Source organism: Streptomyces sp. YPW6, assembly GCF_018866325.1.
In the GTDB taxonomy this organism is placed as follows: domain Bacteria; phylum Actinomycetota; class Actinomycetes; order Streptomycetales; family Streptomycetaceae; genus Streptomyces.
Map to the genome: position 1 here is coordinate 7,230,663 of NZ_CP076457.1, position 12,406 is coordinate 7,243,068.

Annotated in this window: 12 protein-coding genes; 4 read left to right on the plus strand and 8 right to left on the minus strand. The window is 73.0% G+C overall.

Annotation, left to right across the window (positions count from 1 at the left end; translation table 11 throughout):
• Positions 1–15: 15 nt before the first annotated feature.
• Together KME66_RS31655 and KME66_RS31660 are read right to left on the minus strand one after the other, a co-directional pair.
• The gene (locus tag KME66_RS31655) at positions 16–702 is read right to left on the minus strand and encodes an MBL fold metallo-hydrolase (RefSeq protein WP_073224158.1); all 687 of its coding nucleotides are present in this window, start codon (positions 700–702) and stop codon (positions 16–18) included.
• A gap of 148 nt (positions 703–850) precedes the next feature.
• The gene (locus KME66_RS31660; RefSeq protein WP_073224157.1) at positions 851–2,215 is read right to left on the minus strand and encodes a dipeptidase; all 1,365 of its coding nucleotides are present in this window, start codon (positions 2,213–2,215) and stop codon (positions 851–853) included.
• A 195-nt stretch (positions 2,216–2,410) separates the two neighbouring features.
• Here KME66_RS31660 and KME66_RS31665 point away from each other — a divergent pair, with 195 nt between their 5' ends.
• Entirely contained in the window at positions 2,411–3,625 is a 1,215-nt protein-coding gene (locus KME66_RS31665) for a geranylgeranyl reductase family protein (protein ID WP_216328401.1), read from the plus strand.
• Positions 3,626–3,881: 256 nt separating this feature from the next.
• Here the strand turns inward: KME66_RS31665 and KME66_RS31670 are convergent, their stop codons facing one another.
• Positions 3,882–4,337 carry a nitroreductase/quinone reductase family protein gene (locus KME66_RS31670; protein ID WP_073224154.1) on the minus strand — a complete coding sequence of 152 codons (456 nt, stop codon included), beginning with the start codon at positions 4,335–4,337 and terminating at the stop codon, positions 3,882–3,884.
• A 126-nt stretch (positions 4,338–4,463) separates the two neighbouring features.
• Between KME66_RS31670 and KME66_RS31675 the strand changes: the two genes are divergently transcribed.
• The gene (locus tag KME66_RS31675) at positions 4,464–5,228 is read left to right on the plus strand and encodes a TetR/AcrR family transcriptional regulator (protein ID WP_216328402.1); all 765 of its coding nucleotides are present in this window, start codon (positions 4,464–4,466) and stop codon (positions 5,226–5,228) included.
• 60 nt (positions 5,229–5,288) lie between these two features.
• Here KME66_RS31675 and KME66_RS31680 read toward each other — a convergent pair whose 3' ends face one another.
• A complete protein-coding gene (locus tag KME66_RS31680) occupies positions 5,289–6,080 on the minus strand; it encodes a maleylpyruvate isomerase family mycothiol-dependent enzyme (RefSeq protein WP_216328404.1) in 792 nt (263 codons plus the stop codon).
• A 363-nt stretch (positions 6,081–6,443) separates the two neighbouring features.
• Between KME66_RS31680 and KME66_RS31685 the strand changes: the two genes are divergently transcribed.
• The gene (locus tag KME66_RS31685; protein ID WP_073224151.1) at positions 6,444–7,658 is read left to right on the plus strand and encodes an ROK family protein; all 1,215 of its coding nucleotides are present in this window, start codon (positions 6,444–6,446) and stop codon (positions 7,656–7,658) included.
• A 91-nt stretch (positions 7,659–7,749) separates the two neighbouring features.
• On the opposite strand, the gene KME66_RS31690 is transcribed toward KME66_RS31685, so the two are convergent.
• Together KME66_RS31690 and KME66_RS31695 are read right to left on the minus strand one after the other, a co-directional pair.
• On the minus strand, positions 7,750–8,268 hold the full coding sequence (locus tag KME66_RS31690) for an ATP-binding protein (protein ID WP_079185658.1): 519 nt from the start codon (positions 8,266–8,268) through the stop codon (positions 7,750–7,752).
• A gap of 234 nt (positions 8,269–8,502) precedes the next feature.
• Positions 8,503–8,820: a hypothetical protein gene (locus KME66_RS31695; RefSeq protein WP_073224149.1), complete on the minus strand. Its 318-nt coding sequence runs from the start codon at positions 8,818–8,820 to the stop codon at positions 8,503–8,505.
• 236 nt (positions 8,821–9,056) lie between these two features.
• On the opposite strand from KME66_RS31695, the gene KME66_RS31700 reads away from it, so the two are divergent.
• Positions 9,057–10,190 (plus strand): PLP-dependent cysteine synthase family protein, encoded by a 1,134-nt coding sequence (locus KME66_RS31700; protein WP_073224148.1) that lies wholly within the window; start codon positions 9,057–9,059, stop codon positions 10,188–10,190.
• 47 nt (positions 10,191–10,237) lie between these two features.
• On the opposite strand, the gene KME66_RS31705 is transcribed toward KME66_RS31700, so the two are convergent.
• Complete coding sequence (locus tag KME66_RS31705; RefSeq protein WP_216328406.1) at positions 10,238–10,717, minus strand: SRPBCC family protein; 480 nt, start codon at positions 10,715–10,717, stop codon at positions 10,238–10,240.
• A gap of 100 nt (positions 10,718–10,817) precedes the next feature.
• Positions 10,818–12,371: an SDR family oxidoreductase gene (locus KME66_RS31710; RefSeq protein WP_216328408.1), complete on the minus strand. Its 1,554-nt coding sequence runs from the start codon at positions 12,369–12,371 to the stop codon at positions 10,818–10,820.
• Positions 12,372–12,406: the final 35 nt, after the last annotated feature.

The window sequence follows — 12,406 nt, forward strand, 5'->3', positions numbered from 1 at the left end:
GGCTCCCCTCCCGCCTCAGCCGCCGTGTGCCGCGGCCTCCATCAGCGCGGCGGCGTCCTCCGTGAGCGGGTCGCCGTGGCCGAAGCAGACGGTACGGGGCCCGAGCGCGGCCAGTCGCCGGAACGTGGCCGCCGCCTCCGCGCGGTCCACGTTGAACACGCCGAGCATCACCCGTTGCGCGGAGGCGACGGTGTCCCCGGTGAACAGCACGCCGTGGCGCGGCAGATGGAGCGCGATGGAGCCCGGCGTGTGACCGGGGGCGTGCACCACCCGGGCACCGCCCCCGAACGGCAGCACCTCGCCGCCCGTCAGCTCGCGGTCGACCCGGGTGGGCGGGGCCTCGGGGCAGGTCAACCCGTGTGCGTAGAGCGGCCGTTCCCAGTCCAGCAGATCCGGCTCCGGTACCGGGCGCTCGCCCCGGATCACCGGGGCGTCCAGCACGTGGGCGAGGATCTCGGCGCCGTACCGGTCGGCCAGCTCCCGGGCGGCCCCGTAGTGGTCGCGGTGGCCGTGGGTGATGACGATGCGGCGGATGCGGGCCGGGTCGTGACCGAGCGTCCGCACCGCGTGCCCGATCGCGGCGGCCGACGCGCTGTCGCCCGCGTCGACCAGGGTCAGGTCCGTTCCGTCGTTCCAGAGATAGGCCTGACCGATCCGGAAGCGGAACATGTGCAACGGGGGGAGTACCTCGACGAGATCCATGCGGGGAAGGTACGCAGCGGCGGACGGGCGCCGCCCGGATCTACGCTCCGGGCGACTTCGCCGGGGGCGAAGCGCTCCGGAGTCCACCGCCGGGCCTCTCCCGGTCACCCCGTGCCCCGGCGCGCGGACACCGGGGCACCCAGCGGGATCAGGCCTTCTTCGACTCCGCGTAGTTGCGCAGGAACAGCGCCTCGGCGACCGACATCCGCTCCAGCTCCTCGGGCGACACGCTCTCGTTCACCGCGTGGATCTGCGCCTCCGGCTCGCTCAGCCCGATCAGCAGGATCTCCGCCTCCGGATAGAGCCCCGCCAGGGTGTTGCACAGCGGGATGGAGCCGCCCATGCCGGAGGACTGCATCTCCTGGCCCGGGTAGGCGTCCCGCATCGCGTCCGCCATCGCCTGGTACGCCGGGCTGCTCATGTCGGCCCGGAACGGCTGGCCCTGGCCCACCTGTTCCACCCTCACCCGCGCACCCCAGGGGGCACGGGACTCCAGGTGGGCGGTGAGCAGCTTCGTCGCCTCGGCCGCGTCGTGGCCCGGCGGTACCCGCAGGCTGATCTGGGCCCGTGCGCTCGCCTGCACGGACGGGGTCGCGCCGACCACCGGCGGGCAGTCGATGCCGATGACGGTGACGGCGGGACGGGCCCAGATGCGGTCCGCGACCGTGCCCGTACCGATCAGCTCCACCCCGTCCAGCACCTTGGCGTCCTGCCGGAACTCCGCCTCCGGGTACTGGATGCCGTCCCAGTCGGCGTCACCGGCCAGACCGTCGACCGTGGTCGTCCCGTCCTCGGCGCGCAGCGAGGCCAGCAGCTGGATCATCGCCGCCAGCGCGTCCGGGGCCGCGCCGCCGAACTGCCCCGAGTGCAGGTTCCCCTCAAGGGTGTCCAACTGCACGCGCAGCATGGTCATCCCGCGCAGCGTCGCCGTCACAGTCGGCAGCCCGACGCGGAAGTTGCCGGTGTCGCCGATGACGACCGTGTCCGCGCGGAGCAGCTCCGGGTGCGCCTCCGCGTACCGCTCCAGGCCACCGGTGCCCTGCTCCTCGGAACCCTCGGCGATCACCTTCACCGAGACCGGGACGCCCCCGTCCGCCTTGAGGGCGCGCAGCGCGAGCAGGTGCATGATGAAGCCGCCCTTGCAGTCGGCCGCGCCCCGTCCGTACCAGCGTCCGTCGCGCTCGGTCAGCTCGAACGGCGGGGAGATCCACGCCGACTCGTCCAGCGGCGGCTGCACGTCGTAGTGGGCGTAGAGCAGTACGGTCGGCGCGTCGGCGGGTCCCGGCAGGTGGCCGTAGACGGACTGCGTGCCGTCCGGGGTGTCCAGGAGGGCGACGTCCGTGAACCCCTCGGCGCGCAGCGCGTCGGCGACCCAGTTCGCGGCGCCTTCGCACTCGCTCCTGGGGAACACCGCCGGGTCCGCCACCGACTGGAACGCCACCAGCTCGGCCAGCTCCTGACGGGCACGGGGCATCAGCGACGCGACGGTCTCGGGAATCGGACGGGCGGTCATGGGCACGCTCCTCGTGGGTGCGACGTTAGGGGTAGGGCGCGGTGTGTACGCGACCGTGTGCGACGCCGTGTGTGCGACGCCGCATGTACGACGAAATCATGGCCGATCCTCCCACAGGAGGGCCGGCCCGCGGCGCGCCGTAGGATGCCGTGAGCAGCTTGGGGCCACTGGTCGGATCAGGAGCAGAAGCACATCGTGAGCAGCGAGAACGCAGACGCAGGACGCGAGCCGGACGAGTCGTTGGTGTGGGATGTCGTCGTGGTCGGCGCCGGACCGGCCGGGGCATCGGCGGCGTACGCGGCAGCCGTGGCGGGCCGGAGGGTCCTGCTGCTGGAGAAGTCGGAACTGCCGCGCTACAAGACCTGCGGCGGGGGCATCATCGGCTTCTCCCGGGACGCCCTGCCGCCCGGGTTCGAACTGCCCCTGAAGGACCGCATCCACGCGGTGACCTTCTCGCTCAACGGCAAGCTTGCCCGCACCCGCCGCTCCCGGCGCATGCTCTTCGGGCTCATCAACCGCCCCGAGTTCGACGCCGGGCTGGTCGAGGAGGCGCAGAAGGCCGGGGCCGAACTGCGCACCGGCGCCTCGGTGGCGCGGGTCGAGCAGCACGGTCCTGCCGTGCCCGACCGGCGAACGGTCGCCGTGGTGCTGGCCGGTGGCGAGACCGTCCTCGCGCGGGCGGTCGTCGGGGCGGACGGCAGCGCGGGCCGGATAGGAGCCCACGTCGGGGTGAAGCTCGATCAGGTCGACCTCGGTCTGGAGGCGGAGATCCCCGTCCCCGCCACCGTCGCGGAGGACTGGGCGGGCCGGGTCCTCATCGACTGGGGTCCGCTGCCGGGCAGCTACGGCTGGGTCTTCCCCAAGGGCGACACCCTCACGGTGGGCGTCATCTCGGCGCGCGGCGACGGCGCGGGCACCAAGCGGTACCTGGAGGACTTCATCGCCCGTCTCGGCCTCGCCGGGTTCGAGCCGTCCATCTCCTCGGGCCATCTGACCCGCTGCCGCAGCGACGACTCCCCGCTCTCCCGCGGCCGGGTCGTGGTCTGCGGTGACGCGGCCGGGCTGCTGGAGCCGTGGACCCGCGAGGGCATCTCCTTCGCGCTGCGCTCGGGCAGGCTCGCGGGGGAGTGGGCGGTCCGGATCGCCGAGGCGCACGACGCGGTGGACGCCCGCCGCCAGGCCCTCAACTACGCCTTCGCCATCAAGGCCGGCCTCGGCGTGGAGATGGGCGTCGGCCGCCGCATGCTCAAGCTGTTCGAGCGGCGGCCGGGTCTGCTGCACGCGGTGCTGACCGGTTTCCGCCCGGCCTGGAAGTCGTTCGCCGGAATCACCCGGGGGACGACGTCGCTCGCCGAGCTGGTCCGCACGCACCCGCTGGCACAGCGGGCCCTGCACGCGATGGACCGGTAGGGCCGGTCGTCGAACGGCCGTCGTCGCCCGGAGGGCGGCCGCGCGGCGTCCGGTGCGTGCGACCGCAAGGCCGGGCTGCTCTCGCAGCGGAGCTGCCAGGGCATTGCGGCGACGCCGCGAGCGTGCGTGCCGGGCGTCGTGCGGCAGGCGGCAGTGTGCCGAAGGACCCCGGCGGCCCCTGGCCTCGCGACCACGCCCCCGAGGCCGTCCGGCAGAAGGCAAAGCGCCCCGTGGCCGCCCCGGAGACGAGGCGTGGTCATGCCTCGACGGTGATGCGGAAGACCGGATGATCCGGGGAGGCGGCCAGCAGCTCGGCGTCCGTGGACTTCGCCGTGATCCCCTGGAAGTACTGATGGACTTCCCAGCCCCACCGCTCCAGATAAGCCCGGATGATCCGGGCCTTCTGCGTGTCGTCGGCGATCTCCACGGCGGTGAACCGGCTGACCCTGCGCCCCAGCCGGAGCTCTCCCCCGCCCGCCACGCGCATGTTGCGCACCCACTGCGAGTGGCCGCGCGCCGAGACCAGGTACCGGTCGCCCTCGAAGGTGTGGGTGTTGACCGGGATGCGCTGCATCTGGCCGCTCTTGCGCCCGCGCACCGACAGCTCCGCCGAGCCCATGAGGCTCAGGCCGTGCCGGGCCAGCCAGCCGACGACCTTGTTGAAGCGGTTGGCGGCGGCGCTCGCCCGGAGGTAGTAGGGCTGCTGCGACATGATGACTCCCAGGCTGGGGAGAGCGGTGCTCTCGCTTGAGATCAGTGTGCACCTGGTGGGTGCTCCAAAGCAAGAGCAGTGCTCTCGTTCATGGTCGGTGATCCGTTCGCATGGCAGACTGATCGCATGAGCACCATCCGAGGGGCCAGGGAACGCGCCCGTATCGAAGTGACCGCGGCCATCAAGGACGAGGCCAGGAAGCAACTCGCCGAACAGGGCGCGCCGAAGCTCTCGCTGCGGGCCGTCGCCCGGGAGCTGGGCATGGTCTCCTCCGCGCTCTACCGCTACTTCCCCAGCCGTGACGACCTGCTCACCGCCTTGATCGTCGACGCGTTCGACGCGATCGGAGCGGTCGCGGAACAAGCGGTGGCCGATCGAACCGTTGCGGAACAAGCAGTCGCAGAACACGCGGAGGGGGAGCGGCAGTCGGGTGTGCGGGCTGCTGAGGCGCCGCCCGCCGAGCGCTGGGTCGCCGTCGCATGTGCCGTACGGGAATGGGCGCTCGCCCACCCCCATGAATACGCCCTGATCTACGGATCGCCCGTCCCCGGCTACATCGCCCCGATGGACACCGTGGGACCCGCGGCGCGCGTGGGCCTGGTCCTCATCGACATCGTCCGTGGCGCGTTCCGGTCCGGCGACCTCACCCTGCCGCCGCTCGCGGACGAACTGCGCGCCGACGCGGAGCGGATGGCCGCCGATTTCGCGGAGGGGGTCCCGCCCGAGTCGGTGGCCGCCCTGGTCGCCGCCTGGGCGCAGCTGTTCGGCCTGATCTCCTTCGAGCTGTTCGGCCAGTTCAACCGGGTCGTCGAGGAACGCGAGGCGCTGTTCAGACAGGCCGCCGGTGGGCTGGCCCGCTCGGTGGGCCTGCGCGACGCGGGTACGGGCTGACGGGGCCGGGTGCCGTCCTGGCGGCGCCCGCCCCCACCTGCCCCCGTCGGTCCGGGAACCTCAGCCGACGGCCGAATTGTCCGTCCAGAGCCGGGCCACCGCGCGGTCCCCGCGCAGCGTGACCGCCGTGAGCGGCAGCCGGTTCCAGAGGGTGAGGAAGAGTCCCTCGGCCGTTCCGCTCAGTTCGCAGTCCACCCGCTCCGCGCCGTCGGACTCACCGGTGGCGTCGGACTTCCCCGTGCCGTCGCCGTCCGGGCCCGCCGTGCGAACGGCACGCGGCGGCTCCTGGGAGATCCGCACCGTCCAGGTCGCCTCCGTGTCCACGGCCCGCACCCGGAGCGTGCGCGGTTCATCGGAGCGCACCTGGCTGCTGGGCCGGGCGTGGAAGCCGGTGAGGAGTTCGTCGATGCCGTCGGCGGCCCGGTCCGCGGACACCGGGGTCAGCGGACCGCCGAGCGCCGATTCCGCGTCAACCCGGTGCACGGTCGTCTCGTTCAGCTGACGGCGCGACCAGAAGGCCAGCGGCGAGGGGGCCGGCAGGAAGGTCCAGCACTCCAGGTCGGCCGGCGCTTCCTCCAGGGACCGGACCAGATGGTGGTGGCCTTCGCGGAACCAGGCCAGCAGTTCGGCTCCGTCGAGATCGGGCTCGCCGCCGTCGGGGTGGTAGGAGGTGTGTCCCTCGGTGACGAACGCCGCCGCCCACCGGTGCACCATCCCGGTGTGCCGCAGCAGATGGCGTATCTGCCAGCCGGGGCAGGTCGGGACGGATGCGCCGGGACCGGCCTGCTCGGCGGCCGCTGCGAGCAGCCGCCCCTCGTCGGACAGCGACGCGATGAGTTCGGTGATCTGCATGGCGGCGATTGTGCCAGGGGCGGAGGTCCGGCCGGCGTGCGGCGGCGGTCCCCTCACCCCGTCAGGATCGGGCCGCCCCCAGCTGAACACGTCGCCCCCCGAAGCGGGTTCAGGCCGACGCACCGGACGGCGCGGGCGCGCTCGTCGCCGCCCCGCCCCCGGGAGCGACGACGAGCGCAGGACACGGGGAGCGCGGCTCGCCGCTGCGATACCGGCGGTGCGGCGGCGGCCCGTGCGCTCCGGCGTGCGGCGCGACTTGCGCCGCACGCCGCCCGGTCCCGGGGTGCGGCCGTGGCCGGAACGGCATCCCCGGACCGGCCCTGGACGTCCGGAAGGCCCCCGGATCATGGGAGACTCGCCCCCATGAACGGCAAGGCGACCACCACCCGGACCAAGCTGGAGAGGGGCCGCAGTGCGCTGGGGCCCGCGCTGGAACTGGTCCACACCGGACGCGCCCCCACCCGGGCCGTCCTCACCTCCGAACTGGGCGTCACCCGCGCCACGGCCGGGGCGGTCGCCGCGGAACTGGAGGCGCTCGGGCTGATCCGGGTCGACTCCAGCCCCGGTGCGGCCGCCGGGTCCCAGGGCCGGCCCTCGCACCGGCTGTCCGTTCGGGAGACCGGCCCCGTCGTCCTTGCCGCTCAGGTGCACGCCGACGGCTTCCGGGCCGCGCTCGTCGGGCTCGGCGGCCGCATCGTCGCCACCTCACCGGGCTGCGTCGCGGTGATGGCCGACCCCGCACAGGTGCTCGGCGAGGTCGTGGAAGCGGGAGCGGAACTGCTGCGCGCGAGCGGGCTGCGCTGCGTCGGCGCCGGGCTCGCCGTGCCCTCGGCGGTCGCCGAACCGGAGGGGACCGCCCTCAACCCGCTGCACATCGCCTGGCCCGCCGGCTCCCCGGTCCGGGACATCTTCGCCGCCTGCGTACGCCGGGCGGGCATCACCGGACCCGCGTTCACCGGCAACGACGTCAACCTCACCGCGCTGGCCGAGCACCGGCACGGCGCCGGCCGGGGCGCCCAGCACCTGCTGTGCGTGGCGACCGGCCACCGGGGAGTCGGCGGGGCCCTCGTCCTCGACGGCCGCCTGCACAGCGGGAGTTCGGGCCTCGCCCTGGAGGTGGGCCATCTCACCGTGAACCCCGAGGGGCGGCCCTGCCACTGCGGCGGGCGCGGCTGCCTCGACGTGGAGACCGACCCGCTGGCCTTCCTCACCACCGCACGCCGCGAACCCGGGCCCGAGGAGTCCCTCCTGAAGCAGGCCGGGAACCTGCTCCGCACGGAGTACGACGACCCGGCGGTACGGCAGGCCGCCGAGGCGCTGATCGACCGCCTGGGCCTGGGACTCGCCGGGCTGGTGAACATCCTCAACCCCGACCGCGTCATCCTCGGCGGTCTCCACCGCGACCTGCTGGAGGCGGACCCGGAGCGGCTGCGCGCCGTCGTCGCCGACCGGAGTCTGTGGGGGCGCAGCGGCAGTGTGCCGATCCTGCCGTGCACCCTCGCCCACAACAGCCTGGTCGGCGCCGCCGAACTGGCCTGGCAGCCGGTCCTCGACGACCCGCTCGCCGCGCTGGCCTGAGCCCCCGCTCCGTCCACCGCGGGGAGAGAAGCGGTGCCACCGCGGCAAGGGAAGGGGTGCCACCGCCCGGAGCGTGAGGGGCGCGGACCGCTCAGCCGACGACGGCCGACCGGGCGGGCAGGGACACGATGTCCTCGGGGGTGATGGTCACGGCTCCGAACGGCCCGTCGGTCATCGACCCGTAGACCGCGAGCGGCGGCAGGGTCGAGGCTCCGGTGGCCGCCGGCAGCGTGAACCAGACGGCCTTCCCGGCCGTTCCGACCGGCCGGACGCCCCAGCTCTCGCTGACAGCGGCGATCAGCGCCAGACCCCGGCCCGACGTGGCGAACGAGTCCGCCTCGTTCACCGTGGGCAGGCGCGGATCGTGGTCGTGGACGGAGACCGTCAGACGGTCGAGCAGCAGCTCGATGTCGACGGTGCACGACTTGTCCGGCTGTGCGTGCCGGTGAACGTTGGTGAGAAGCTCGGTGACGCCCAGGGCCGCCTGGTCGATCAGAGGATCGAGATGCCAGTAGCGCAGTTGCGCCGAGATGATCCTGCGGACTTGACCGATCCGCGACGGCAGGGCCTGGAGCTCCACCGTGCAGTGCCTGCTTGGCTCGCTGATCACGGCTGCGACTCCCCGAAATAGGTCCGGAAGAAGAGAAGAGACGCGAACGGGCCCGGCGGACGACTGACTGCCGAATCCGCTCTGCTCTTGTCGTGTCTGCTCGTGTCGCGCGACCCGGTCCGTGGAGCGGGTCGCTCTGTCACCGGTACTGCACCTTCAGTGACGTGGAACCAGCGTGGCCCAGGGGCTACGGCTCCGCAACTCGCGGCGGAGCCCGGCAGCCGTAGCCGCAGGTCAGTCCCGGCGCCCACGCGCGTTGGTCAGCGTCTCCAGGAAGCGCCGCAGCGGAGCCGCCCCGTCGCGCCTGCGGTTGCGCTGCCCCATCGTCAACCGGTAGCGCACCCCGTTCACCCGGGCGATGACGGAATCCGCCGCGATGAACCACCACGTGCGGGCACTCACCGTGCCCACGGGGGCGCTGTCGATCTCCCGCCCGGTGCTCGTCAGGAGCGACAGCCGGCCGTCCTTCACCACCACCTGACCTGCCCTGGTCAGCGATCTGGTGAACCGTTCGATCCTGACTCCCGACGCACTGAACTCGACGTCCGCCATCGCGGATTCGCCCCCCCTTCGCCGCTACTCCTGCTGTTGCAGTGTGCCCGGACGCGGGCCGGACCGCCAGAGGGCCCGGAAGCCCGCCGCACGGCCGCCCGCACCGCCCGTCACAGCCGCCCCGCAGACGATGCCCAAAGGCAGCGCTATGGGCCATCAAAGTGAACGTTTGCGCAGGTGGGGCGCCTATCGTGGGAGATGGGAGCACCGGATCGACGACCAACAGGAGCAGGCCCATGGAGACCAGTGAACACGCGGCCCGGAGCGGAGCCAGGGCGACCGTGGACGTCGACCGCAGCGACCCTGAGTACCGGTCCTGGCTGAAGGAGGCCGTCCGCAAGGTCCAGGCCGACGCGAACCGCTCCGCCGACACCCACCTGCTGCGCTTCCCGTTGCCCGAGGCGTGGGGCATCGACCTCTACCTCAAGGACGAGTCCACCCACCCCACCGGCAGCCTCAAGCACCGCCTGGCCCGTTCGCTCTTCCTGTACGGGCTCTGCAACGGCTGGATCCGGCCGGGCAAGCCGGTCATCGAGGCGTCGAGCGGCTCGACCGCGGTGTCGGAGGCGTACTTCGCCAAGCTGATCGGCGTCCCGTTCATCGCCGTGATGCCGCGCACCACCAGCCCCGAGAAGTGCCGCCTCATCGAATTCCACGGCGGGCAGTGCCACTTCGTGGACGACTCGCGCACCATGTACGAGCAGTCCGCGGCGCTCGCCGCCGAGACCGGCGGACACTACATGGACCAGTTCACCTACGCGGAGCGCGCCACCGACTGGCGCGGCAACAACAACATCGCGGAGTCGATCTACCAGCAGCTGCGCCTGGAGCGCTACCCGGAACCCGCCTGGATCGTCGCCACCGCCGGGACCGGCGGCACCTCGGCGACCATCGCCCGCTACGTCCACTACCTCCAGCACGACACCCGTATCTGCGTGCCCGATCCGGAGAACTCCTGCTTCTTCGACGGCTGGACCGACCACGACCCGCACGCCACGAGCGACCGCGGCTCGCGCATCGAGGGCATCGGCCGCCCGCGCATGGAGCCCAGCTTCGTGCCCGGTGCCATCGACCGGATGATGAAGGTGCCCGACGCCGCCAGTGTGGCCGCCGTCCGCGCCCTGGAGCGCGCCATCGGCCGCAAGGCGGGCGGCTCCACCGGCACCGGACTGTGGAGCGCGTTCAAGCTGATCGCCGAGATGGTGGCGCGCGGCGAGCAGGGCAGCGTCGTCACGCTGCTGTGCGACCCGGGCGACCGCTACCTGGACAAGTACTACTCCGACTCCTGGCTGGAGGAACAGGGCCTGGACATCTCCCCGTACGCCGCCGCCATCGACGACTTCCTCGCCACCGGCACCTGGCCCTGCTGAGGGCCCGCGTCCGGACCCGGCCCTGCCGGGAGCTCGCGTCCGGCCGCTCAGGGCGTCGTCGCCGCCAGCCGCGCGTCCAGGCGGCGCACGGCGTTCCGGAAGGACCGGCCCACCCCGGCCCGGCCCAGGCTCAGCACCAGGCGGAAGAGCCCCGTCCCGTCGGCGGCGAAGGTCCACTGCACCCGGGTGCCCGGCCCCTCCGGAGTGAGCCGCCACTCCTCCAGCAGGGCCCGCAGGCCGGGTGCGTTGGTCTCGTCGACCCGGTAGGCGTAGCAGCTGCCCGGTTCGGTGACCACGATCGTCTCGCGGAAACGGACACCGCCCCGAAGCCGCACCTCTCGGCCCGCGCCCGCCTCGGTGGGCGCGGCCCGGGTGACGGCGGTGAACCAGGACGGCCAGGACGCGACGTCGTCGGCGAGTGCCCGGTACACCACGTCCGGCGGCGCGGACACCTCGGCGGCGAACACCAGCCGCATCGGCGCGGAGTCGGTGAACTCCCTGCCCACGGTACGGAGTCGGCGTGCCATCCTGTGCACCTCCCGGCGGTCCGCGGTCTGCGGTGTAGGGCCTGTGAGCGCACCCTAGCGGCCGGACCGGCAGTTGTCTGTACCAGTGCCGGTCACCGCGTCACGACCGGTGTCCGGCACCCGCCCGCGCCTCCTCGGCCGCGGCCGCCTCGGCGATGTTGCGCGCCATGCCGCCGAACACCACCGAGTGGAAAGGCCACACGCTCCACCAGTACGCGTGGCCGAACAGCCCGCGCGGATGGAACAGCGCGCGTTGCCCGTACATCGTCCGGCCCCGCTCGTCGCGGCGCACCGACAGCTCCAGCCAGGCCAGGCCCGGCACCCGCATCTCGGCCCGCAGCCGCAGCAGTTCGCCCGGCACGATCTCCTCCACCCGCCAGAAGTCCAGCGAGTCGCCCACCCGCAGATGCTGGGCGTCCCGTCGGCCGCGCCGCAGCCCCACCCCGCCGACGAGCCGGTCGAGCCAGCCCCGTACCGCCCAGGCCAGCGGGAAGGAGTACCAGCCGTTCTCCCCGCCGATGCCCTCGATCACCCGCCACAGCGCCTCGGGCCCGACGGACACGGCCATCTCCCGCTCGTCGCGGTAGAGGCTGCCGCCCGCCCAGTCCGGGTCGGTGGGCAGCGGATCGCTCGGCGCGCCCGGCACCGCGGCGTTGGACCAACGGGTGTCGACCCGCGCCTCCTGAATCCGTTGCAGGGCCAGCCGCAGCGCCCGGTCGAAGCCGATGGTCCCCTCCGGCGGATCGGGGACGTACTCCTTGATGTCCTGCTCCGCGCAGACCACCTCGTGGCGCAGCGACTCCGTGAGCGGCCGGGCGATGGAGCTGGGCACCGGAGTGACCAGCCCGACCCAGCGGCTGGAGAGCGTCGGGGTGAGCACCGGCACCGGCAGGATGACGCGCGGCCGCAGCCCGGCCACCGCCGCATAGCGCTGCATCATGTCCCGGTACGTCATGACGTCCGGGCCCCCGATGTCGAAGGACCGGTTCACCTCCGCAGGCAGCTCCGCGCACCCCACCAGGTAGCGGATCACGTCCCGGACGGCCACCGGCTGGATCCGGGTCCGGACCCAGCTCGGGGTGACCATCACCGGCAGCCGCTCCGTGAGATACCGCAGCATCTCGAACGAGGCGGAACCCGAGCCGATGACGATCGCCGCGCGCAGCACCGCCGTCGGCACCCCGGACCGCAGCAGGAGGTGTCCCACCTCGGCCCGTGAACGCAAGTGCGGTGACAGGTCCTCCTCCGGCACCCCGGCCGGAGTCAGCCCGCCCAGGTACACGATCCGGCGCACCCCCGCCGCGCGCGCCTGTTCGCCGAAGATCCGGGCCGCCCTGCGGTCGGTCTCCTCGAAGGACGATCCGGTGCCGAGCGCGTGCACCAGGTAGTACGCCACATCGACGCCGCGCATCGCCTCGGCCAGGGAGCCGGCGTCGGTGACGTCACCGCGCACCACCTCGACCCGGTCCGCCCAGGGGTAGTCGCGCAGCTTCTGCGGTGTTCTCGCCAGGGCCCGTACCCGGTGTCCGGAGTCCAGCAGGGCGGGCACCAGCCGGCCGCCGATGTATCCGCTGGCCCCCGTCACCAGACAGCGCGGGGCCGTTCCGTCGGGCAGTTCCGTGCTCTTGCCGGGGTCGTCCTCAAGATCCGTCACCTGTCCCAGTGTGACACCGGACGGCTCCCGGGACC